This is a genomic window from Ignavibacteria bacterium, assembly GCA_017303675.1.
GTDB lineage: Bacteria > Bacteroidota > Ignavibacteria > Tepidaquicellales > OLB5 > OLB5.
This window is the reverse complement of sequence record JAFLBX010000002.1, coordinates 1,206,999-1,231,248: the sequence shown is the minus strand read 5'-3', so window position 1 is coordinate 1,231,248 and position 24,250 is coordinate 1,206,999. Positions and strand designations below refer to the sequence as shown.

21 protein-coding genes are annotated in these 24,250 nt (G+C 38.2%); 9 read left to right on the top strand and 12 right to left on the bottom strand.

The window, feature by feature from the left end:
• Positions 1 to 119 precede the first annotated feature (119 nt).
• The 3 genes from J0M37_14900 to J0M37_14890 all read left to right on the top strand — a co-directional run bounded on the left by J0M37_14900 (position 120) and on the right by J0M37_14890 (position 5,476).
• Complete coding sequence (locus J0M37_14900; GenBank protein ID MBN8586376.1) at positions 120 to 1,274, top strand: L,D-transpeptidase family protein; 1,155 nt, start codon at positions 120 to 122, stop codon at positions 1,272 to 1,274.
• Between the two features lie 48 nt (positions 1,275 to 1,322).
• Entirely contained in the window at positions 1,323 to 4,856 is a 3,534-nt protein-coding gene (locus J0M37_14895) for a hypothetical protein (protein MBN8586375.1), read from the top strand.
• A gap of 71 nt (positions 4,857 to 4,927) precedes the next feature.
• Positions 4,928 to 5,476, top strand: a complete 549-nt coding sequence (locus tag J0M37_14890) for an RNA methyltransferase (protein ID MBN8586374.1) — start codon at positions 4,928 to 4,930, stop codon at positions 5,474 to 5,476.
• 192 nt (positions 5,477 to 5,668) lie between these two features.
• Here the strand turns inward: J0M37_14890 and J0M37_14885 are convergent, their stop codons facing one another.
• From J0M37_14885 to J0M37_14875, 3 genes are all read right to left on the bottom strand, one after another.
• Positions 5,669 to 7,249, bottom strand: coding sequence for an amidohydrolase (locus tag J0M37_14885; protein ID MBN8586373.1), 1,581 nt, complete (start codon positions 7,247 to 7,249; stop codon positions 5,669 to 5,671).
• Entirely contained in the window at positions 7,239 to 8,243 is a 1,005-nt protein-coding gene (locus tag J0M37_14880) for an NAD(P)H-dependent glycerol-3-phosphate dehydrogenase (GenBank protein MBN8586372.1), read from the bottom strand. Before J0M37_14880 ends, J0M37_14885 begins: the two co-directional genes overlap by 11 nt.
• A gap of 64 nt (positions 8,244 to 8,307) precedes the next feature.
• A complete protein-coding gene (locus J0M37_14875; protein MBN8586371.1) occupies positions 8,308 to 9,813 on the bottom strand; it encodes a hypothetical protein in 1,506 nt (501 codons plus the stop codon).
• Positions 9,814 to 10,049: 236 nt separating this feature from the next.
• Between J0M37_14875 and J0M37_14870 the strand changes: the two genes are divergently transcribed.
• Positions 10,050 to 10,265, top strand: a complete 216-nt coding sequence (locus J0M37_14870; protein ID MBN8586370.1) for a hypothetical protein — start codon at positions 10,050 to 10,052, stop codon at positions 10,263 to 10,265.
• Positions 10,266 to 10,284: 19 nt separating this feature from the next.
• Positions 10,285 to 10,506 carry a hypothetical protein gene (locus J0M37_14865; protein ID MBN8586369.1) on the top strand — a complete coding sequence of 74 codons (222 nt, stop codon included), beginning with the start codon at positions 10,285 to 10,287 and terminating at the stop codon, positions 10,504 to 10,506.
• Between the two features lie 205 nt (positions 10,507 to 10,711).
• Here the strand turns inward: J0M37_14865 and plsY are convergent, their stop codons facing one another.
• The 9 genes from plsY to J0M37_14820 all read right to left on the bottom strand — a co-directional run bounded on the left by plsY (position 10,712) and on the right by J0M37_14820 (position 18,680).
• The gene (gene plsY, locus J0M37_14860) at positions 10,712 to 11,428 is read right to left on the bottom strand and encodes a glycerol-3-phosphate 1-O-acyltransferase PlsY (protein ID MBN8586368.1); all 717 of its coding nucleotides are present in this window, start codon (positions 11,426 to 11,428) and stop codon (positions 10,712 to 10,714) included.
• Positions 11,429 to 11,482: 54 nt separating this feature from the next.
• The gene (locus J0M37_14855) at positions 11,483 to 11,734 is read right to left on the bottom strand and encodes a NifU family protein (GenBank protein ID MBN8586367.1); all 252 of its coding nucleotides are present in this window, start codon (positions 11,732 to 11,734) and stop codon (positions 11,483 to 11,485) included.
• A gap of 158 nt (positions 11,735 to 11,892) precedes the next feature.
• Positions 11,893 to 12,708, bottom strand: coding sequence for an Mrp/NBP35 family ATP-binding protein (locus J0M37_14850; protein MBN8586366.1), 816 nt, complete (start codon positions 12,706 to 12,708; stop codon positions 11,893 to 11,895).
• A 139-nt stretch (positions 12,709 to 12,847) separates the two neighbouring features.
• Positions 12,848 to 13,315, bottom strand: a complete 468-nt coding sequence (locus tag J0M37_14845; protein MBN8586365.1) for a hypothetical protein — start codon at positions 13,313 to 13,315, stop codon at positions 12,848 to 12,850.
• A 27-nt stretch (positions 13,316 to 13,342) separates the two neighbouring features.
• Positions 13,343 to 14,113 (bottom strand): methyltransferase domain-containing protein, encoded by a 771-nt coding sequence (locus tag J0M37_14840; GenBank protein ID MBN8586364.1) that lies wholly within the window; start codon positions 14,111 to 14,113, stop codon positions 13,343 to 13,345.
• The gene (locus J0M37_14835) at positions 14,095 to 14,610 is read right to left on the bottom strand and encodes a GNAT family N-acetyltransferase (protein ID MBN8586363.1); all 516 of its coding nucleotides are present in this window, start codon (positions 14,608 to 14,610) and stop codon (positions 14,095 to 14,097) included. The genes J0M37_14840 and J0M37_14835 overlap by 19 nt, the downstream gene beginning before the upstream one ends.
• Positions 14,607 to 15,161 carry a GNAT family N-acetyltransferase gene (locus J0M37_14830; GenBank protein ID MBN8586362.1) on the bottom strand — a complete coding sequence of 185 codons (555 nt, stop codon included), beginning with the start codon at positions 15,159 to 15,161 and terminating at the stop codon, positions 14,607 to 14,609. Before J0M37_14830 ends, J0M37_14835 begins: the two co-directional genes overlap by 4 nt.
• Positions 15,158 to 17,323, bottom strand: coding sequence for a peptidylprolyl isomerase (locus J0M37_14825; protein MBN8586361.1), 2,166 nt, complete (start codon positions 17,321 to 17,323; stop codon positions 15,158 to 15,160). Before J0M37_14825 ends, J0M37_14830 begins: the two co-directional genes overlap by 4 nt.
• Positions 17,307 to 18,680 carry a hypothetical protein gene (locus tag J0M37_14820; GenBank protein MBN8586360.1) on the bottom strand — a complete coding sequence of 458 codons (1,374 nt, stop codon included), beginning with the start codon at positions 18,678 to 18,680 and terminating at the stop codon, positions 17,307 to 17,309. The genes J0M37_14825 and J0M37_14820 overlap by 17 nt, the downstream gene beginning before the upstream one ends.
• 146 nt (positions 18,681 to 18,826) lie before the next feature.
• Between J0M37_14820 and J0M37_14815 the strand changes: the two genes are divergently transcribed.
• From J0M37_14815 to metG, 4 genes are all read left to right on the top strand, one after another.
• Positions 18,827 to 19,522, top strand: a complete 696-nt coding sequence (locus J0M37_14815; GenBank protein MBN8586359.1) for a Bax inhibitor-1/YccA family protein — start codon at positions 18,827 to 18,829, stop codon at positions 19,520 to 19,522.
• A gap of 41 nt (positions 19,523 to 19,563) precedes the next feature.
• Positions 19,564 to 21,003, top strand: coding sequence for a PQQ-dependent sugar dehydrogenase (locus tag J0M37_14810; GenBank protein MBN8586358.1), 1,440 nt, complete (start codon positions 19,564 to 19,566; stop codon positions 21,001 to 21,003).
• 111 nt (positions 21,004 to 21,114) lie between these two features.
• Complete coding sequence (locus J0M37_14805) at positions 21,115 to 22,473, top strand: PQQ-dependent sugar dehydrogenase (protein MBN8586357.1); 1,359 nt, start codon at positions 21,115 to 21,117, stop codon at positions 22,471 to 22,473.
• Positions 22,474 to 22,582: 109 nt separating this feature from the next.
• Positions 22,583 to 24,244 (top strand): methionine--tRNA ligase, encoded by a 1,662-nt coding sequence (gene metG / locus J0M37_14800; GenBank protein ID MBN8586356.1) that lies wholly within the window; start codon positions 22,583 to 22,585, stop codon positions 24,242 to 24,244.
• The last annotated feature ends 6 nt before the right edge of the window (positions 24,245 to 24,250 follow it).

The window sequence follows — 24,250 nt, the reverse complement described above, 5'->3', positions numbered from 1 at the left end:
CGGGGTGTGTTTCACCAATTTTAATTAATTTTACAGTTTACTCAGGAATTATCTATCATATTAATATGGTTTGAAATAGTGAGGAATTTAAAGTAAATTTACGGTTCTAATTTAAAAATATGTTAAAAAAGTCTTCAAAATTTAAGTTTTTCAGCATTTTTACGGTAATTATACTGGCAGGGCTTCTGTATACACAGGCTGATTACGGCCAGGAAGCCAATAAGTCCACAAAGATCACTGAACCGGAAGTAATTACAAACACTTCAAATGTTAAAGGTTATCAAAAAGTAACCCTGCCTATAGAAGATGTTGAAAACATCGATGCGCAGATTGAAGACTATTTGTTCGATCTCTGGCCTATAATGAGCGATGAAGAGATAGAAGCTATTAAAGGCAGCAAGGATATTTCCAAAAAGCTTGTTAACGATACATTGGGACATGTTGAGTTCAGCTTAACAATTAATGTGCCTGAGCATTACCTCGATCCAGCACCAACGATGCTGTGGGAGCTTAACATCCCCGAATTTACATCACGTATTTACCAGATATATAATAGCGATACAATATTAATAACAATCTGGCCAAATGTGGTTGGCGCACCTTCAACCAAAACCTATACCGGCTATTATAATATTTTCAGGCTTCGCAACTGGCCAACATGGAAGGACCCCGAAAGCGACCCGCTTGAACCGGGAACTCCGCCCGGACCGGGCAACCCGCTGGGTTTATTTGCCGCGCACTATGATGAGAACTCACTGCGCTATTTCCACGGCACAAATAAAAACGGACTGCTTAAGAATGAATACCGCGCTCTTTCTCATGGCTGTGTAAGGAATGATAACGGCAATATTGATAAGATGAAGAAGTTCATAGTGAAGAAAATGGTCACAAGCCAGGACCTCAGCTTTTGGGCTAACAGCAAAAAATCCATGATGTATAACTTCACCGAAGAAGAAAAACAGAAATTCCCGGTAAGGATAAAGTATAAAACTTTTGAGATAGGCACTGATTCATACGGTGATTATATTATTTTCTTTAAGGATGTTTACGGCTATGCCCGCGGAAACCGCTGGAGCAAGTTTGACAGGGAAGAACTTATGATATTTTCTACTGTTGAAAATATTGTTGCAGAATATAAAGCAGAACATAAACCAAACCAATTCCAGCTAAGTGATGATAAACTAATACCAATTGTTGAAAGCCTGATCTCAGATCACAAGGATTACGAAAAATACTATTTTGCTGATCTTCTTCAGGGTTCACAGACAAAATAAAAGGTAATTTTACATAACGGAATTACCTCAATTATCCGCTGGTATTATTTGAAGCAAATTCCCAAAATTGCGTTTTTTTTCTTTTTTATCATATCTGGAATAATCTATTCTCAGCCAAATACCTTTGGCGATATTAATTATAAAAAATTTGTAACTACCGTGGCGGGTGAAGATTCACTTATCTCGCTCCCAGATAAGTTCATTAAGTTCGGAAGCCTTACCTTGTATTCTGATTCTACCGAGGTCAGTCCTTCGAACTTTTACGTAGATTACCGCTTCGGGAAGATCAGGCTTTATAAATCTTTCATTGATGATATTATCAAAAGCGGTCAGCCTGAAAGGCTGCAGCTTATAATTACATACAAAAATTACCCTTTCGATATTGCCGATTCGTATTCGAGGTTTGAAGTTCTGAGCCGGCTTGATACTGCTACCGGCGACAGTGTTAAAGTAGCAGAAATCAAAAGTGATTTTGTTGAAGATATATTCGCAGGAACTGACCTGCAGAAATCAGGCAGTATTTTCCGCGGGTTCACCCTTGGTAATAACAGGGATCTATCCCTGCAGTCAGGCTTCCGCCTGCAGTTGAACGGCAAGCTCTCAAATGATATCGATATAACTGCCGCATTGACCGATGAAAATACTCCCATACAGCCGGAAGGCAACACTCAAAAACTGCAGGAAATTGACAAAGTATTCGTTGAGCTTCGCTCAAGCAATATTACCACAACACTTGGCGATATTGAAGTGAATTTTTCAGGAAGTGAATTTTTTAATTTCAATAAAAAGCTGCAGGGTGCAAAAGGCTTTGCGGGTTTTGATAAGACCGATATTTTCTTAACCGGCGCCTTAAGCAGGGGCAGATTCAACAGTAACTCGTTTAACGGGCAGGATGGCGTCCAGGGTCCCTACCGTCTTATCGGCGCTGATAATGAAGTTAATATCGTTGTTATAGCGGGAAGTGAGCGTGTTTACCTTGATGGTATTTTAATGACACGCGGCGAAAGCAATGATTACACCATCGATTATTCCAACGGTCAGATAAAGTTTACAAACTACAGGCTGATTACCAATGCTTCGCGAATTGTTGTAGATTTCGAATATTCCGATAAAAAGTATTCCCGAAGCTTTATAGCGGGTCAAACCCGCACTGCTGTAATTAATGAAAGGCTTAAACTCTCGTTTTCTTATATACGCGAGCGTGACGACCCCGATAAACCAATTGATTTTGTACTTTCTGATACCGATAAGACAATTATATCTGATGCCGGTGATAATAAATTTCTTGCATCAAAAAGCGGGGTGGTATTTGTTGGCAGAGATACTGCCGGAAATTCACTTGGATTATATATTCAGCGTGATACACTAATAAACTCACAAAGCTACACAAAATATATATATTCCCCGGGTGATACAAATGCCCTTTACCAGGTTACTTTTTCGTTCGTAGGCATTGGAAAAGGTGACTATAACAGTTTAAGCAGCAGTGCTTATGTATTTGCCGGATTGGGACAGGGAAGTTACCTTCCTTTAATATTTTTCCCCCTGCCTGTGGCATACCAGTCAGCGGATGTTGGCCTTAATTTCAAAATATCAAAGGACCTTTCACTTGTGATGGAAGGTACAGCCAGTGATTTTGATGCTAACCTGCTAAGCGATGCTGACGATACTGAAAATAAAGGCGGGGCATTTTCTTCAACACTTATTTTTAATCCCAAAAACCTGAAATTAGGAAAGCTTTCACTTGGTGAAGTTCAGCTGAACGTAAGGCAGCGTGTTGTGAATAAGCTCTATAATGCCGTTGACAGGCTTAACAGGGTTGAGTATAACAGGGTATGGGATATCCAGGATTCGAGTAAGCTGACAGAAGTTACTACAGAAGCAGGCTTAAGCATAAATCCCGGAAAGTATTTCCGTGTTGTTACCTCGGCAGGAAGGATCAAAAGGGGAGATACATTTAATTCATTAAGGGGGGCGGTTGATCTTAAGTTCGCAGGCGATAGCCTTTTGGTGCCATCGGTAGTTTATTATGCTGATTATATCACAAGCAAAGATAACTCACTTGATTACGGCGGCAAATGGATAAGGCAGTACGGTTCAGTTGATTATAAATTCAGGCTGTTCAAAGACCCAAGACTTGGAAAGTATAATCTAGCCGCTGAATTTAACGGGGAAGATAAACAAACACGTTCACTGAGTTTTGATACCACAAACACCGGCAGTTTCAGGTTTTATGAATTCAAGCCCCGATTTATAATTTCTGATCTGTTTAACATTGATCTTATTTACCAGTTCAGTTACAGGTTTGATGACCAGTTTTCAGCCGGCTCTCTTGCCAGGCAATCAAATTCTTACACCAGTACAGCCGGCATTAGGCTTAAGAACCTGGATTTTATTTCTGCAACAGGTGATGTGATAGTTTACGATAAAAAATATACTCCTGAGTTCCAGAGCAAAGGATTTGCAGATAGCCGCACAATTCTTGTTACCTCGCAAAGCAACTTATGGTTCCTTAACAGGGGATTTAATACTAACCTTTTTTATAAAGTATCCAGCGAGCGTACTGCTAAACAGGAAGTGGTATTTATTTCCGTGCCGCTGGGGCAGGGTAATTATAAATACATCGGAGATCTGAACGGCAACGGATTGCAGGATGAAAATGAATTTGTATTAACCAGTTTCGACGGAGATTATATAAAAATTTTAAGGCCAACCGATCAGCTCTTCCCCACAACAGATCTGCAAAGCTCGGCATCATTAAACCTTGTGCCTTCGAGATTTTTAGCTTCTATGGGAAGCGGAGCGGTGAAAACAGTACTTAATAACATAACCTCTGATACTTATGTAAGCGTATCAGAAAAGAGCAAAGATCCTTTGCAGAGAAATATATACCTGCTTAAGTTCAGCACTTTCCAGAATGATGAAAATACGATCACAGGCTCAACAACGGTTCAGCAGGATATAGGGATATTTGAAAATTACGATTACTTTGGCATTAAGCTGCGCTTTGTTCAGCGCAGAGGATTTATACAGTATTTTTCGGGGAATGAAAGGGTATTAAATGTTGAAAGAACCGGCAGGCTGCGCCTTTCATTTACTCCGGACCTGGCTCTTATTACCGATTATGTTACACAGATCGAACGCAATGCAGCCCCTGATGTTGAAATACGCAACTGGAATATCAACACAGAAGGTGTAACTTCGGAAATAATTTACAAGCCTAACCAGCTGATTGAAACCGGTTTTAAAGTTCAGATAAAAAGGGCAAATGATTTTTACCCGGCTTCGCCAACCCAGGCAGATATTAATGTGCAGACTTTCAGGCTTACGTACTCTCTTTCAGGCAAAGGAACATTGCGCAGTGAAATATCAAGGAATGAAGTAATATTAAATTCCAACCCGGCGTTTATTCCGTTTGATCTAACAAAAGGGCTGGTTGCAGGTAAAAGCTATTTCTGGTCAGTGAATTTTGAATACAGGATAAGTAATTTTATCCAGGCAACAATTAACTATTTTGGCAGGGCAGAAGACAGGTCAAAGGTAATTCACACCGGAACTGCTGAGATCAGAGCTTATTTCTAGAAATTTTATACACTTCAGCTTGTTAAAAGCAGAACACCCTTTTTTTTTGAGGGTAATTAAATTATTATTACATGAGAAAACTTACACACGAAGAAGTTGGGAAAAAACGAATTTCTCTAGATGAAACAAGGACAATTAAAAGGCATCCGATATATGCGGTGGCTGATAATATCCGCAGCATTTATAATGTCGGTTCCATTTTCCGCACAAGCGATGCAGCGCTTATCGAGAAGCTTTATTTAACCGGGTATACTCCATACCCCCCACGTCAGGAAATTGAAAAAGTCGCGCTTGGTGCAACAGAAGCTGTGCCATGGGAATATGTAAGAGATCCTGTTGAAGCAGTAAAAAAGATAAAGGAAAATGGAATTAAGATAGTTCCTCTTGAAATTACAAATAACAGCAGGAATTATTCAGAAATAGAAGCAGGTGACTTCCCGTTATGCCTGGTTTTGGGAAATGAACTTACAGGCGTATCTAATGAAATCATTGAAATGGCAGATTTTTCAATTGAGATACCTCAATACGGCTTTAAGCATTCAATTAATGTATCTGTTGCATATGGTATCGCTGTAATGGAGCTGGTAAGGAAGTGTCATCATCATAAGATTTTAGTCTAGATTCTTCACTCGCTTCGCTCGCTCAGAATGACAAAAATTATTTGTCATGCTGAACGAAGTGCTTGCCTTATAGTGCGAAGCACGAGAAGGAAGCATCCAGACGATAATTAAAGAAAACCTATTTATCAAAGATTTTAGTTTAGATTTAGAGGGGCATTTCGTGTCATAGCTTGCTTAGATTGGCAGAATTTTTTAGTAAACGGATTTACCCCCAACATACGTTTCCAAAACTTTAATTGTACTTATAGTTTCATCTTCCATTTCAAAAATATCCTCATTTAAGACTATAAAATCAGCAACTTTTCCTTTTGTTATACTCCCAGCGGCATATTCATTATGGCTTGCAAAAGCATTGTTGATAGTATATGCACGCAGGCATTCTTGAAGCGGTATACTGTGTTCAGGAGTGAATTCTCCATGCTCCGTATTACGGGTTACCGCAAGCCTTATGTTTTCAAACGGGTCAGCTTCAACTATTGGGAAATCAGTGCCGAAATTCATTACCCCGCCGGATTTTAATATATGAAAGTAATTATGTGTAAACGGGATCAATTTCGCAGGAATCTTCTCAAAAACAGTACGGGCATCATATTTAAGGTGCAATGGCTGCACCGATGCGATTATTCCATACTTCCCGAATTTTTCCATATCCTCCGGTTGAATATGCTGTGCGTGTTCAACTCTGTGCCGCAGCTTTTTAGTATTTGGCAGCCCCGCATATAACTCAAGTACTTCACTTACTGCTTTATCACCTATTGCGTGAATTATCATCTGCATACCTGCTGCATCTATTTTTTGGGCAAGTTCATAGATCCTTCCCGATCTGACAATTTCCGTCGTATATCCGTTATGATCTCTGCCTTTGTAGTTACGGGTGAACAGCGCGGTTTCTGAACCAAGAGCCCCATCCCAGAAAGCTTTAAATCCTTTAATGGAAAAGTAATCTTTATCTATTTCTGCTGTTTTATCCAGGAAATACTGCAGGTTATCAAATTCATCAAACGGAATGTAGGAGTTTATCCTTATATTCAGTCTGCCCTGTTTGTACAGATTTACATAAACATCAATATCTTCGGGTAAAGTAATATCACCTACTGAAGTAATGCCATATGAATGCAGCATCTTTATGCAGTCATATACCGCATCACATTTAACATTGAGTGAAGGCGGAGTAATGGTATTATAAACCCTGTACATTGTACCTTCTGTAACAAAGCCGGTAAATTTCCCCGTTGATGAAATTTCAATTTCATCTTTCGGCAAATTGTTATCGTTCACGTCAATGCCGGCCAAAGCCAAGGCTTTGCTGTTGCAAATTGCTGAGTGATAGTCGTAATTTGTAATATATAAAGGCAGCTCACTGAATATATCATCAATGATATTTCCCCGGGTTGTATCATGTCCGGTGAAAACTTTGTTAAGGTCCAGGTTTCCCCCAATAACCCAGCTTACTTTATTTCTGCTGGTATAATCGTTAATTGCATCCTTTAGCTCTGTTACTGAACTGATCAGGGAGCAATCCAGCCTTTTCATCATTATACCGCCGTTAACCAGGTGAAGGTGGCCGTCAGTTAATCCTGGTAACACAGTTTTCCCGTTAAGATCGATAATTTTTTTATAATTTTTCTTAAGGGTATCAGCTTCTTTATTTGAACCGGTAAAATCGAAATGCCCGCTGTTCACACCAAAGCATTCGGTGAATATACCATCGGGCTGCCATACTTTCGCATTTATATATAAGGCTGAAACAGGGGAGGGAGTTTTATTTTTCATCCTTCAGGTTTCGGGTCATAAGCTTTTCTGTTGCATGATGCGGGTCTTTACCCTGGAACAGTACTTTGTAAACCTGTTCAATTATTGGAAGCTCTACTCCCAGCTTTTTTGCGAGCTCGTGTGTCGATTCTGTAGTAGCAACTCCTTCTGCCACCATTTTCATTTCTGCCAGAACCTGCTTCAGCTTTTTACCTTTGCCAACTTCTTCGCCAACAAAGCGGTTGCGTGAGTGTTTGCTCATGCATGTTACAATAAGATCGCCTATGCCTGAGAGTCCCATGAAGGTATGTTCCTGTGCGCCGAATCTCATGCCAAACCTTGTAATTTCCCTTAAACCTCTTGTCATTATTGCGGCTTTTGTATTATCTCCGAACCCGGCACCATCGGCAATGCCTGCGGCTATTGCTATTACGTTCTTTAAAGCTCCGCCAAGCTCAACTCCAACAACATCGCTGCTTTTGTAAACTCGGAAATATTTATTGGAAAATGCCTTCTGAACTATTTCGGTGTTTTTTTCGTCAAAGCCTGCTGCTGCTACTGCAGTAGGTATCTGTTTAGCGGCTTCTTCTGCATGTGAAGGACCGGATAGTACTGTGATGTTACGTTTATCTATATTGTTAAAAACATTCTGAAAGATCTGTGAAACGGTCATTAAAGTATGATTTTCAATGCCTTTGGATACACTTAGTATCACCCTTCCTTTAAAATCAATATCTTTTATTTTTTCAATTACGCTGCGGATGTATTGTGTAGGGGTTGCTACCACTATTAATTCTTTACCTTCAATAGCTGAGTGGATATCACTGGTTATTGCAATTTTTTCGGGGATCTTTATCTTTGGAAGGTAATAAAAATTTTCGCGGAATTCACTTAAAGTATGGGCATATTCTTTATCGAACTCCCATAAAGTCACTTTATGCCTGTTATTGTGGAGTATAATTCCAAGGGCAGTACCCCAACCGCCTGAACCGAGTATGCAAATATTCATAAGCAAATTTATCTATAAAAATTTACTTATAAAATGTTAAATTGCGGCTCAAAAACTGCTATAAAGCCTATCAGACTGCTTTTCGTACAGCAGGATCAAGATGTTCAGTTTTTGAAAGGAGCCAGCTTCTCGAGGTAATATTTCTGCATTTTTTAAGCTGGAGAGCCAATGCAGAAAGATCTGTCTTGGAATTGGACCCCTGGTAATTTATAAGCTTTATAATGTATGTACAAAGGTTATCGTAACCGGTTCTTCTTTCATCGCTTATCATCTGGTTTTCTTTAAGGAATTTTTTGAATGCTTTAGCAGCCGATAAGGCTGATTCGTATTCTTCAAGCTCATAATAAATCATAATGTAAAGGCTTCGTATATCAAGATGAAAAGCGAACTCTTCCATACGGATCTTGCTCAGCCACTTTAATGAATCGCGGAAGTTGCCGCGGGCAAAATTCAGGAATGCATGGCTGTAGTTCTGAATATCCGTTTTCCTTGAAGGATGGAGCTCATTGCTGTATTCATCTATAAAATCTTCAAGCCATCTCAGCTCTTTCATTTTTACTGCCTGAAGCAGGATATTGCGGTAAAGATCTACAGGTACGTATTTATTAGCTTCGGTGGTATAATATTTATTCTCAAGCAGTATTTTGTATATCTCAAACAGCTCACCTTCATATCTCATATCATCGGGGTCAAGCTTTTCGCGCTTTAATATGCAGTACCCGCTGAGCTTTGAAAAAAGGAAATGTTTATCGGTCTGGCTGAACTTATCAAGATTTCTGATAACGGATTCTTTCAGCTCTCTGTATATATCGTCATTTTCAAAATAAAGATAAGCCTTTAATGAATTTATATAAGCGCGGACTATTTCTGATCCCGCCATTGAATGGGTCTTCATGAAGATCTCAAGCCTCTGGAAATCAAACAGGTTGAGAAACTGTGATATGAATTTCTTATTCCTGTTTATATTGAATGAACGCGAGTAGTTTAGCAGTGTATCATTATGCTTAATTGCCTCAAGCATAAAATAGCTGATAAAATAAGTGATCCCATTTATCAGTTTGCCTGCTTCGGTATCAACAAAGCTCTTTTTGGTTATTTTATCATTTATCATTCCGAAATAGAACTTTTCGGTCTCAAGCTTGAAATTATTAAGACATGTATCGGCATCAACAAGCTGAACCGATGATAGAAGCTTTTCAGCTTCGCGGATAGTTATTGCATGCATCCTCTCAGAGCCCCTTATTGCAAGCTCTTCAATGGTGTAAAGGGTTGATTCAGCCTCTTTGCGCTCAATATACTGCTGGCGGATAAATTTGGAGATCAATTGCTGCAGGTCATACAGCAGCCTTCTCATTGTAACTTCATTATATGGCAGCTCAGGGGATACTTTTTTATGTAGTTCCTCTTTTTTCAGCCTTGGATTTTCATAATTCGGGTGATATTTGATGATTGCATCAAATAATTTCACTACTTTAGCGCTTTTGTTAAAATAGGGCGAAATTATGAATTTTCTTAAAGATTTTATTTCTTCTCTGGTAAGGGATTCCAGCAATTCAATAAACGCGTAATCAAGCATTTTTAATTTTATTTATATGTAAATATAAGCAACTCAAATTCAGGAATCAATAGTAAATATTGTTAAAAATAATGATGAAATCAGCAAAAATTCGATAAAATTGTGTTCGTAATAGGAAAAAATAAGCAACTTAAGGTCTAAAAAGTGGTGGCAGGGTCAATCTTTAAGAGTTATGTTTGAACAGATAAGAAATTAAACAAACAAACAAATAATAAAACCCTATAATAACAAAAAAAATGAAAAAGACATTATTAACACTCGCTTTAACCCTTAGCCTTTTAACCGGATTTTCAGCAGTTAACACATTTGCATCAGAAACTAACGCAGCAAATACAGAATATTCAAACGGTTCAAGGATCTATGTAAAAGTATATGAAGACGGAGCAATATGGGTTTATGTTTATGAAGAAGACGGCACATTTGTAACAAAATATGTAGAAGAAAACTTTTAAATTAAAAAGATAAACTGATTTGTCAAAAATTAAATTCAGCATAGATAAGCCCGGAAATGTTACCCTTGAAATTTACAACCTGATTGGCTTAAAGATAGATGAACTTCCGGCCGGACATCTTGAAGTGGGGGATCACACGGTGTTCTGGAAGCCGAAATACAATCTTTCGGGCAGTGTGCTGAACTACAGGATAGAACTGAATAAACAGGTGATAAAAGAGAATATGTTCATTGTAAGATAATTTCTCTTAAAATGATTCAGGCCTTAATTAAACAAGTATTAGCAGTAATTATTCCGGATATATCGGATGCACCCGAAGAAGGCCTAGCAAGAAAAAAAGTCTCTTATGTGATAATTGACCAGACAGAGCAGTAAATGAAAATTTATTGCTCTGTTTTTATTTATATGCAGCAAATAAAAAGCCCGGTTTCCCGGGCTGTATATTTTTATAAATCCTTTACTTTTTTCTTTCGCTTAAACGGCGCGTCTATTTGTATCCAGCGGACCTTCCACCATTTTTCAAACCTGTTCTCTTCACCATACAGCAGCCTCTTTATATTTGCCCTGTGATTGTACGTTAAAAATATGCACACGGCAAGGCTAAAGTAAATAAGCGTATGGTAGCCGTCAATATCAACCCCGAAAACATTTTCCCTTATAAACATCGCGCTGGGGAAGGAATATGCGGCTACTATTGAACCAAGCGATACATATCCTGAAAACATAAGCACCACTATGAACATTCCAATAGCAATTGTCGCGTCAACCGGGGCAAGACTAAGCAGCATCCCCGCAGTTGTATTAATACCTTTGCCGCCTTTAAATCCCGCAAAGACTGTCCACACATGCCCAATGATGGCTGAAATACCTGCAATTAATTGTACTATTGTAATATCCTGGAACGGTGTGCGGTTTTCAAATGGAAGGCTTCCATAAAATAATTTGGATATCAAAAGTGTTGCTATGAATCCTTTGGCAATATCAACCAGCTGAACAAGTACGCCGATCTTCCAGCCAAGCACACGGAAAGCATTGGTGCTGCCCATGTTCTTGCTGCCATGCTGCCTGATATCAACACCTTTAAAAAGTTTGCCGAAAACAAGGGCTGTGGGGAAAGAACCCACAAGATAACTTAATGCAATTATTATAATTAAATATAACATACTCTAATATACAATACTCTTTAATTAAATAACAGTCTTAATATCACTAAAACGTTAGTTAAAACACTCAATTCTTTTAATTTCCGGGATTTCATGCATTAAAGCACGTTCAATTCCCGCTCTTAGTGTCATGGGTCTAAGCGGACAGGTATTGCAGGCACCAAGAAGCTTTAATTCTACAATTCCTTCATCACTTATCTTATCAAGCATTACATCACCGCCATCGATCTGCAGGTAAGGTCTGATACGCTCCAGCACTGAATTTATTTTAGCTTCAATTTCCGCTGTTTTTTCAGTCACTAACATTTAAAAGACCTTTGCTCCATCAGAGCATTAGCTCCGCAAAAATAAGAAAACTTTATTAAAAAATCATTAATGTAAATATACCTTATCACTCATGCTGCCAAATAAAACCAGTTATAAAATTTGCGAGCGCAGCGAAGCAATCTCAATCCAATATTAAATCAGATCTCTATAACCGGCAGCTTAGGCTGCAGCTTCGCTTTGGAAATAATATCATCTGTAAGGCGTTTTGCTATTGTTGTGAACTGCCATGCTTCTGCAGAATCAGGTTTTCCCAGTACAATAGGCTTTCCTTCATCTCCGCCAATCCTTACATCTGTATTAACAGCAATTTCTCCAAGGAAGTTTAACTTCATTTCTTCAGCAAGCTTTTTGCCGCCTCCTTCGCCAAAAATGTATTCCTTGGAACCATCCTTGTTTGAATAATAACTCATATTTTCAATGATTCCCAGCACGGGAACATTAACTTTCTCAAACATCTTTGCACCTTTGCGGGCATCTATCAGGCTGATCTCCTGGGGAGTAGTAACTATCACCGCGCCTGTAAGCGGCAGCGATTGTGTTAAAGTAAGCTGAATATCACCGGTGCCCGGAGGCATATCATATAACAGAAAATCCAGTTCATCCCACTCAACATCGCTCATAAACTGCTTTAACGCACTGGCTGCCATGGGTCCGCGCCAAACTACTGCTTCTGCTGCATCAACCAAAAAACCGATTGACATCATTTTAAGACCGTATTTTACTACCGGCAGAAGCCTGTTCTTTTCATTTATTTTTACCAGCTTCGGTTTTTCTTCAGTAACACCGAGCATTGTAGGAATTGAAGGTCCGTAAATATCAGCATCAATAATTCCCGTTTTATATCCTTCTTTTATCAAAGCGGCAGCAAGATTTACTGCAACTGTTGATTTACCAACTCCCCCTTTGCCTGAAGATACCGCTACATTATACTTAACTTTTGGTAATAAGCTCACTTTATACTGCTTTCAAATTAAATTTAAAACATAAAGCACAAATATAACAACAAAAAACCTCATTTTTGGGGTAAAAATGAGGTTTAAAAATCATTCCTAAATATGATAATTTACATATTCTTAAAAAAAAAGATATTCATTATTTTTCTTCCGGCGGAAGAGGTTCTTCCATATCTTTTGATGAACAAATATAATCTTTTACATAATTCCATGGATCAATGTAATCGCTGGATGCTTCTGAAATTCCCCTTGGTATCACTTTGTAAGCCCCATACTCTTCTGTATATTTAAATACCAATAAATGCTGCCATGATGAACCGCCAATAGTAGCAATGCAAACATCGCCGCCGGAATATATGATCTCGTAAAATTCAGGTGAGTAATTATTTATGAGATATTTTTTAACATTTAGCCTTTTGGATTCCAGCCAGTCTTCAGAAATATACTTGCGGAGCTTTTCTGAAGCGTTATCACCTTTAACCATCATTTCGAGGATTTCTTTAGTAGCCTGCTCCATCTTTTTTTTGTTCAGGTCATCTGCTTTTATATTCACATTTACAGCGAATATCAAAAGCAATAAAGCAATTGTAAATTTATACAGTTTCATATTTACCTTTCGTTTATTGTATATGATTTATTTTAATTTTTGTGCTATAATGAATTCCATACCTTTTAGCTTTTCTGAATGAATTAAATCTAACTCCGCAGTTTTTAGCATTTCTGATATTTCACCGGCTGAAAGCTTCAGCTTGCTGTATGAGCTTACCTTCATTTCCCACCTGCCATCAACAAATTCATGCAGAATGTCATTAACATTTACTTTTTCTTTCCCGAATTCCAGGAAACAGGTTAATATCCTCGTGGGTTCACTTTTTACGGGAATAACCCTTGATACTCCCTTTAACTCATTTGATAGATCCCTGAATGATAACACCAGCTTTCCGTTAATTATCAGGTTTTCTGCAGCATTTTTTATCATTTTGCGCACATCATCCGCAGTAGGAAGGTGAGTGATGGTATCACCCATGCACACTATCAATTCAGGCTTAATATTACCGGGATAGCTGAATTCTGCAATATCCCCGTTTATTGTTTTTACTTTATTTGATGAATTTTGTTTCAGCTCAGCCAGCAGTTTTTCACTTTGGTCTACGGCAGTTACATTAAATCCAAGTTCTATTAAGGCGGCTGACTGGATGCCGTGGCCTGAACCGAGATCTATAGCTGAGTGAGTTTCGGAGGGTTTTATATTATTTTTGATGAAATATTCGCGGGTTTGGTTTACCTGTACCCGGAAATCACCTGACATCCAGCTGTAAATATCTGAAAGTAAATAATCATAGTGATGTTTTACGCTGTTATTATTAGCAGATTTTTCTTCAGGATTTATTTCATTTTTCTCCATTCGATCTCACTTTCAGATTTATTATATATCTTGAATCCGCATTTTTCCAATACTTTTTGAGATGCGAAATTATTAATTTCTGTAAAGGCGTTAATAATTTTAACATTTTCATCAGAAAATGCCCATTGAATGATTAAACCCAAAGCTTCTGTTGCATAACCATTATTTTGAAATTCATCATATATCCTGTACCCAATCTCTGTCATTCCGTCTTTATCAGGATTCCCTTTAAAATGAAAATGACCGGTTATCCTGTTCAGTCGTGAATCAATAACCAGCCAGATAACCGCAAAAAGTACATAGTCAGGGTTTTCATCAATATATTTCAAAATCGGATCTTTGAAAGAATTCAAAAGACCCCGGGAGATAACCCGTTTGCCGGGATTTAAACTAAGCTTATCGGTAAGTTCATTATCATCTTTTATGTACAAAAACATTTCATCTCTGCTTAGCGGAAGCAGTTTGATCCTGCTGCTGAAGGGAATATCATTATTCAATCGCGTTCCCTTATATGCCAAAGCATTTTTACATCACTCATCATAGATGCAAGATGCGCAGGCTCAGGCGTTTTGGTATGTTTGAACTCATAAAACCCGTTCTTCTTTAACGCTTTAATTGAGGCTATATTATCTTCACGGGTTTCTGCAATTACAGCTTTTACTTCCGGGTGGGTGAATGCCCATTCAACCATTTGCCCGATTGCCTCTGTGATGTAACCCTGTACCCTGAAGCGCGGCTGGGTTGAATAACCTATTTCAATATAACCGTTACTATCAGCTTTTCTTTTGAACCCGATATCGCCGCAGATTGTGTTGCTTTGTTTTTCTGCAATTACCCATATGGTTGAAAATAAATAATTATCAGGGTCTTCTTTCATCCAGTTCAAAGTGTACTTTCTTATGGCATCACGGTACTGCAGGGTCAGCTCACGCTCTGCCCGCTCCAGCCCTAAGGAATCTTCTAGCCGGCTGTCTAAATGCGTGAACATTTCAGCCTGTTCAAGCGTCAAAGGGATAAGCTTCAGCCTTTCAGTTTCAAGTGTGATCATCTGCCTGCTGAAAATGTTATTGTCTCTATAACATCACCTAACTGGATCTTATCAACAACATCAAATCCATCCACAACTTTCCCGAACATTGTATACCTGCCATCCAAATGCGGCTGCGGTGAATGCGTGATAAAGAACTGGCTGCCTTCGGTATCTTTGCCGCTTGAAGCCATTCCCACCGTGTACTCATCAAAGGGCAGGGGGGAGAATTCGCTGCGTATTGAATAACCCGGACCCCCATAGCCTGTTCCCGTAGTGTCGCCGCCCTGTATCACAAAATTAGGCACAACTCGGTGAAATATTGTATTATTGTAATAACCTTTTTCTGAAAGCTTTACAAAATTCTGCACGGTGAAAGGTGCGAAAGTTTCATTTAGCTCAATTACAATATTACCCTTATTTGTTTTAATGGTTGCGAATTTTTTTTGATCAAGCTTTTCTATGAAAGCCCAATCAAAATCAGTTCGGTATTTGGGGGCTGTTATAATTTCGGATTTATCTTCTCCGGTAATTTTCTGCAAAGCGTCGCTTGACGCTTTGGCAATATCGTAGTCGCTGCTTTTTAAGTTTGCTGTCAGAATATCCTTTGCGCCGTCATACTTCACGTTACCCCAGGCTTCTATATACATCAGCATTACATCTTTATCTTTTGGCAGTGTAAATGATTGCCAGTCAAATGTCATTATCTGAGAGGTTTCTGCACGATACTCAAGGTAAATGGAATCCTGAAGGTTTGATAAGCAAATATCGGTTAACGGAGCGTCTTTTGATGAAGCGAATTCAGATAATATTAAACGTATAATATTTCGGTTTTCCTTATCCATTTTATCATCCAGCTCTGTAAGCGCGCTAACAAAAGCGCGGTACATTTTAGCAAGGTCATTAGAGCCTATCATAGAGCCGTCTTTATTCGGGTTAACTTCATTATACTCCATAACATCATTGCTGACATTTTCGCGCAGCTCTTTATATACCATCGGATCATCAAACGAGCCAAATGAACCAACTACCGCTGATTTTATATCGTAATTATCCGTTGCGTTGAATATCGCGAACATATCAGCTTTAGCTTCATCCTTAAAAATCTTAGCGTATGTTCTGATAGCTTCGGCTTTTATCTGCCAGTCATACGCCTTGCCGGGTGCTGTAATAAATAATATTTCCTGCTGAATTTTTCGTGCAAAGGGATTGCGTGTATCAGCTCCGGCAAAGATTTTACCCAATGCCTGCCAGCTTACTATTGATACATGGACCGAAGGATCTTTTACAGCAAGATCAACCAATGCGTTAACGGTTTTATCAAGAAGGGGAGAGTTCATATCAATTTTGTAATTCCCAAGCGCATTTATTATGCTGACCTTTACCCGCCAGTCGTTATCTTTAGCGAGTGCCTCGAGCAAAAATTCAATCGAGGATGTATCCTGTTGTTTCCCCAGTGATGAAAATGCCCACATTCTTGCGATCGGGTCAGGCGAGGTTGCTGATATAACAAGTTCAGTATTGTACGCTATCAATGCATCCTTATCGCCAATGCGGTTGAATGCAAAAATTACATTTCTTCGCAGAGTGGAATCAGCAGACTGTTCAAACAACTCAGCAAGTTTTCTAAAACCCGCATCATTTTTTATTTTGCGCATTCCAAATCTTGCAATTGCCATTGCAATCGCTGAATTTATCAGCCGATTTTCTGAATTCAATTTTACGAGTATATTCAGATCTTCTTCATTTCCTGTTTTACCCAGACTGTTAATGATTTCTATAATTAACAGTGTCTTGTTATCCTCATAAATAATTTCATTTAACTTCTTTTTAAGAAAAACCGGAGATTTGGGGCTGTAAATTTGTCCCAATGCAAAAGCTGACATTTTTGCTGCAAACTGGTCTGTTGAGGGATCCAGGAGTTTTTCACCAAGTATATCAATAATAGAGGTATCGTTGATGTTTGTAAGCGCAAACGCAGCCAGGGAAGCCTTATCATTATCAGAAGATCTCAGCATTTCAAGAAGTTGATTGTCTTTCCCGAATGTTCTGGTGTCTTTTAATTCGAGTATTAATTTTTCGTCACCATTTAGCTTTTGTGAAAATGCCGAAATACAGGTTAGTATTGTTAGTAGAAGGAGATACTTAGCTGCGCTCAGAAACAGGCTATTTTTTCTTAACATCACTTTTCTTTTTAGGTTCAGTTTTCTTTTTATCAACCGGTTTTTTTACATCAGTTTTTTTCTTTACGTCAGTCTTTTTCTTAATATCGGTTTTCTTTTCTGTTTTCTTATCAGTTTGCTTTTTTTCAATAATTTTCTTTTCGTTAAGTTTCTTCTGCTGTTCTTCTTTTATCTTTTCCTGCTTTTCGTTTTCTGCTTTTTCAAAAGCATCTTTTTTGGCTGAAAACTCAGCGAAGTTATAGAATTTGTAACCAAGCTTTTTCAGCTTTAGTACTTCATCATAAAATTTTTCAAAATCATCTTTATTTACTGAAATTGAAGTTACTATACTTTTTGCAAGACTTCCTTTTGTTCTTAGGTTTGATGCAAAAGCGCCGTATTTATCTTCGGCTTCTTCTTCGGCTTTTTTGAAAAGAGCTGAAAGCTCGTGATCATTTATGACACGGATCTTATATGAATTCAGCTCATTTTGAACCATGGTTAAAAATGCGGGATTTATATCGTTATCTTTCCTTGTTAATATAACCGTTGTAACGGTTGGGAAATCCACACTGAAGCTTTTAACACGCTCGCGAATTGCTTTTTCATCCATTGAAGCATTGAAATCAGTTTCGTAATTCTCTTTTTGTCCAACAGTCAGATTGATTATCACATCCTTTTTATGATGCAGCAACTTGTTCTGCAGGTCTATTTCATCCAGGTTCCGGGGGAATACAAAGCTGAACTCCTGCTTGTTCATAAGGAGCTTATCAATTTCTTCATTTTCATAATCAGTGATATTATTGATTATTACACAAACAATTGCGCTTTCCCTGTGAACTTTATCGGAGTGAATTATATTTAACTTTATAAGAGGCAATTTACCGGAAGTAGTATCTTTTTCGTTAACACTTATCATTACATCTTTTGTAATGATATCCTCGTAAACTGATGTAACAAAGCCATAATGATTAAAAAATGAGTTAAGTTCTGCATTTACTTCTATTGAAGTAAGATCATTTGGAATAAGTATGTTTTTAGAAAACAGTGATGCATCTTTAGACTCATTTTTTGCAGGTTTTTTCTGTGGTTTTTCTTCGTTGTTTAAAGTTACCCATTCACTTTTTACACCGAAATTCCTTAAAACTGAATCCACTCCCTGTGATAGAAAACTTTTAAGATGTTCAGGGTCTATTTTGCCGTTTGAATTCTGTTTATTTTCACCAGGAATATTAATAGAATTCGGTTTTTGATCAGTGCTTTCTGAAAGCATGTATTTTGAAATCAGAAGAGAACCTGTTACAGCAATTAAAGCAATAATTACTATTACTTTGTTACGGAACGATTTAAAGAAATCTTTTATTTTAGATATTATCACTATAATTAACTGAAATTACTACTTTTTAAATATAAATATGGCAGTTTTATATAACTAAAAATATTTATATTTTGTCATTAATACTACATAATTTTCAGTCTTAAATCAATTTAGAGGAGATTTTTATTATGGAACCAATTCCTGTAATGCAGGATTCATATACCGGGGCACAGGATTCAGCCAGAACATTCATACTTAAGGTATATATGTGGATGTCTTTGGGTCTTTTTATTACAGCTGGTGTTTCAGTTGCACCATTTTTAATACTTTCTGAAACACAATTTATTAATCTTATATCGGAGTATATATATGTATTCTACGGATTAATGATAGTTGAATTCCTTATTGTACTCGGGCTTTCTTTCCTGATAAATAAAATGCCTGCGATTTTGGGACTACTTGCATTCCTGTTCTATTCGTTCTTAAACGGAGTAACACTTTCACCTATCTTTATAATTTATACGGGTGCATCAATATTTTCTACATTTTTGATCTGCTCAATGATGTTCGGCGGAACAAGTATTCTTGGGTTCATTACTAAAATGGATCTTACTAAGTTCGGCGGATATTTGACTATGGCTCTCATCGGACTCATAGTTGCCATGGTTGTTAACCTGTTCTTGAACAGCAGCATGATGAGCTGGATTATTTCATTCGTTGGTGTCGTACTTTTTGTGGGCTTAACGGCTTACGATACCCAGAAGATCAAAAATATGGCTGGCGGAATTGACGCAGCTTCCGAAGACGGTAAAAAAGCATCCATCATGGGTGCATTAACACTTTATCTTGACTTCATTAACCTGTTCCTCTTCCTGTTAAGGCTGCTGGGCAGAAGGAACTAAAATTTTATTCTGAAAACAAATTAATTAACTATTTATACTAAATGATAAAAAATATTAAATTACTGCTTATCCTGTTGTTTTTCGCGGCGGCGCAGGTTTACTCTCAGGTAAACTTTGTGAATGCGTTCCCGAATCTTTCCTTTTCGCTTCCTTTGTTTTTAACTCATTCCGGTGATGGAACAAACCGCATATTTGTTGTTCAGCAGCGCGGACTTATCAGAGTTTTCCCGAATGATTCAATGACAACAAATGTGCAGACATTTTTGGATGTAACCAACTTAGTAAGCCAGTCCGGAAATGAAAGAGGCTTGCTCGGGTTAGCATTCCATCCCAATTATACATCAAACAGGTATTTTTATATTTACTATACCCGCTCAAGCGATGGAGCGTTAAGGATCTCAAGGTTCACAACCCAGTCAGGTAACCCGAATAAAGCTGATTCATTAAGCGAGCTTAACATGCTTACTATACTGCATCCCACATATACCAATCATAACGGCGGATGCCTGATGTTTGGCGGAGAAGGTAACCTTTACATCGGGACAGGTGACGGCGGCTCAGGCGGTGACCCGAACAATAATGCGCAGAATGTAAATTCACTATTAGGTAAAATATTAAGAATTGATGTTAACACTCCCAGCGGCGGAAACAATTACAGCATTCCGCCTACAAATCCGTTTGCAACAGGCGGCGGAGCGCCGGAAATTTATGCTACTGGTATGAGAAATCCATGGCGTTTTTCACGAGATGCAGTTACAGGCACAATTTACTGCGGTGATGTTGGCCAGGATGCCGTTGAAGAAGTGGATACTCTGGCAGTAGGTAAAAATTACGGGTGGAGATGTTATGAGGGCAATCAGCCTTATAATACCAGCGGCTGCCAGGCTATAGGTACTTATACTTTCCCGATAGCTACATATCCCAACTCGGGTTCTGATATATCCATTACCGGCGGTTACGTTTACCGCGGGTCCAGAGTTCCCTGGCTGGTAGGAAGATATATTTATGCAGATTACGGCAGCAGAAAAGTATGGAAATTATTGCTGAACGGCGGAACAGTAAGTGATAATTCAATAATAGGTATTGCTCCTCAGGGTGTTCCTTCTTTTGGTGTTGACCAGAATAATGAACTATATATTGTAGGTTCAAGCGGTACTATTTTTAAGCTGCAGGATGCTTTAATAGGCATAAACGGCAATTCAAATGAATTGCCTGCCGGATTTTCACTGGAACAGAACTACCCGAATCCGTTCAATCCCGCAACAAGCATTAACTTCAATATTGGTGATAATGCATTTGTTAATATCGCTGTATATGATATGACAGGAAAAGAAGTATCCGTGCTGCTTAATGAAACCAAAGCTGCAGGCAGGTATTCAATTGAATGGAATGCGCTTAATATGCCAAGCGGTGTTTATTTCTATAAGATGACAATTAATGGCAGCCAGTCTGTTGAAAAGAAAATGGTGCTGGTAAAATAATTTGTAAGTATAAGTAGTAATTATAAGCTACTAAACAAAAAAGCGTTCAATCCCTTTGAACGCTTTTTTTATTAATAAATAATCTGTATTTTATCCGAATTATTTATCTATATGCCAAAAATTTTTCACGGAATATTTCTTTTATTTATTCATTACTGTGTTTTTTCGCAGTCATATTCTATCGATACCCTGATCACAGGACTCCCAAAACCTGTTGCATTTTCCTTTATGGATTCAGATAAATTGTTAATAACTTTAAAAGACAGTACGGTAAGAGTATATAATCAAAACGGTTCCTTCATTAAAACCTTCTGGAATTTCAGAGATTCACTTTATTTTTCCGGCCAGGAAAGCGGAGTGCTGGGTGTCTGTACTGACCCCGGCTTTAACTCAAACCATTACGTATATGTTTATTATACACATCTCTCGCCGCCATCAATAAGGGTGATAAGGTTCACAGAAAATAATAATACCGGTACATCACCGGTAATAATACTCAATATTCTGCAGGCTCAATCGGGAATTCATTACGGGGGAAATATGCACTTTGGAGCTGATGATAAATTATATGTTTCTGTAGGTACCGGCAGCAATAACAATGATGCGCAGCTTTTGAACTCTCCGCGTGGTAAGATACTAAGAATAAACAGGGACGGTACTATACCTGTCAACAATCCGTTTTATGATGATGGTAATCCTTTGACCGGAAGTGATGACAGGATATGGGCTCGCGGCTTAAGAAATACCTTTGATTTTTGTTTCAGTCCTTTTAATGATTCTTTATATTCAACGGAAAACGGAAGCTCAGTAGATGAGCTGAATTTCATCAGAAAAGGGAAAAATTACGGCTGGCCTGTTTGCCAGGGGTATTGCTCACCTTACATTGATTCATTGAAACAGCCGATGTTCGCATTGAATGCTTACGTGCCTACAGGTATAATTATATATAATGGTACACAGTTCCCCACGCTTTCCGGTAAAGTGATATTCGGCAGCTATAGCTTTCAATCGTTATATACAGCCACTTTAAATTCTTCACTTGATTCTATTGAATACATAACTCCCTGGGCTGCTACAGGCAGGCCTGTTTCTGTTTCACAGGGGACGGACGGAAATATATATGTTCTTAATTATGGTTTTACAAATGAAGGCACTTTTATCAGGGTCAAGCCTTATATAACTTCAATTGGCAATAATAACTATATAATAAACTTTTCACTTTCACAAAACTATCCTAACCCGTTTAATCCTGTAACAAATATCAAGTATGAAATTCCTGTGAGTTCATTTGTTACAGTGAAGATTTATAATTCACTTGGAGTACAAATTAGTACCATTGTTAATGAAAACAAAAAGCAGGGCAGTTATGATGTTAATTGGGATGGCACCAATTTCCCAAGCGGTGTATATTTTTATGAGCTGAGTGCGGGTGAATTTACAGAAAGAAAAAAAATGGTATTGGTGAAATAAAATTTGTCGTTATTGCGGAAGCAGGAATCTTCTGTTTTAATGTTTAAAACCGCCTGCCGTATTTATGGCAGGCTTTTTATTTTTATGATGGGTATATTTGTAGATTATTATGGAAAAATCAACAAAATACAACAGGATCTTAGTTACAGCTGCTTTACCTTATACCAACGGAAATATCCATTTAGGGCACATAGCGGGAGCATACCTTCCGCCGGATATGTATGTCCGTTATTTACGGGCTGCAGGCAGAGATGTAGTTTTCATCTGCGGCTCCGATGAACACGGCACAGCCATTGAAATGTCTGCGCTGCAGGAAGGTGTTTCACCAAAAGAGATAATTGATAAGTATCACTTTGCCAATAAAAAGGCTTTTGAAGATCTGGGTATCGCATTTGATATTTATTCCCGTACTTCAACAGAAATGCATAAAAAAACCGCACAGGATTTTTTCCTTAATCTTTACAGTAAAGATCTTCTTTACAAAAAAACTGAAAAGCAGCTTTATTCCGAAAAGGAACAGCGCTTTCTGGCTGACCGTTATGTAATCGGCACATGTCCGGTCTGCGGCTTCGAAGAAGCCAGGGGAGATGAATGCGAAAATTGCGGAAGCGCGCTTTCACCGCTGGAGCTCATTAATCCGCGTTCCAAAATTACTGGTGATACACCTGTTGTAAAAGAATCAACTCATTACTTTTTCCCGCTGTCAAAGTTCCAGGATAGATTAAAGGAATGGATTGCTTCACACGGTGAATGGAAGCCAAATGTTGTGAATTACTGCAATGGCTGGTTTAAAACGGGACTTCATGACAGGGCAATTACACGTGATATGGCATGGGGAGTTCCTGTACCCGTTGAAGGAAACGATGGCAAAGTGATTTATGTCTGGTTCGAAGCGCCTATAGGTTATATATCTATCACAAAGGAATATTTTGAAGAACTGGGTACTCCTGAAAAATGGAAAGATTACTGGTGTAAGGATGATACTATGCTTGTTCACTTTGTTGGTAAGGATAATATTATATTTCACGCTATTTTTTTTCCGGCCATGATAATGGCGCATGGTGATCTTATTCTTCCAGATAACGTTCCGGCGAATGAATTCCTCAATTTTGAAGGCGGCAAGCTTTCAAAAAGCAGGGGACACTCGATAGATGTAGCTTATGCTGTTGGTAAATATAACCCCGATAGCGTCAGGTACGCTCTTGCAACAAGCCTGCCTGAGAATAAAGATTCCGATTTCTACTGGAAAGACCTGCAGGCTAAAAATAACAACGAGCTTGGTGCAATTCTCGGAAATTTTGTTAACCGTACATTCGTATTCGCGGAAAAATACTTTGAAGGAGTAGTTCCTGAAGCCGGTGAATACAAAGAAATTGACAGTAATATTATAAACAGCATAAAATCATATACATCAAGTATTGCATCTTATTATGAAAATTACAAATTTAAGGACGCAGTAAGTGAAACTATGAATCTTGTCCGCGAAGCGAATAAGTATTTTAATGATACAGAGCCATGGAAGGTAATTAAAGATGATAAAACAAGATGCGGTACAATTATAAATACCTGCCTTCAGCTTTGCAGAGCATTTGCCGTTTTATTCAACCCGGTTTTGCCTTTTGCATCAGAAAAGCTGTTCAGAATGCTGAATATATCTCCTGAAGGTAACAGCTGGAACAGCTCATATGAAATGCTTCTTAAAGGCGGCCATAAGCTGAACAAACCGGAAATTTTATTTACAAAAATTGAAGATACTGAAATTGAAAATTAATACAAT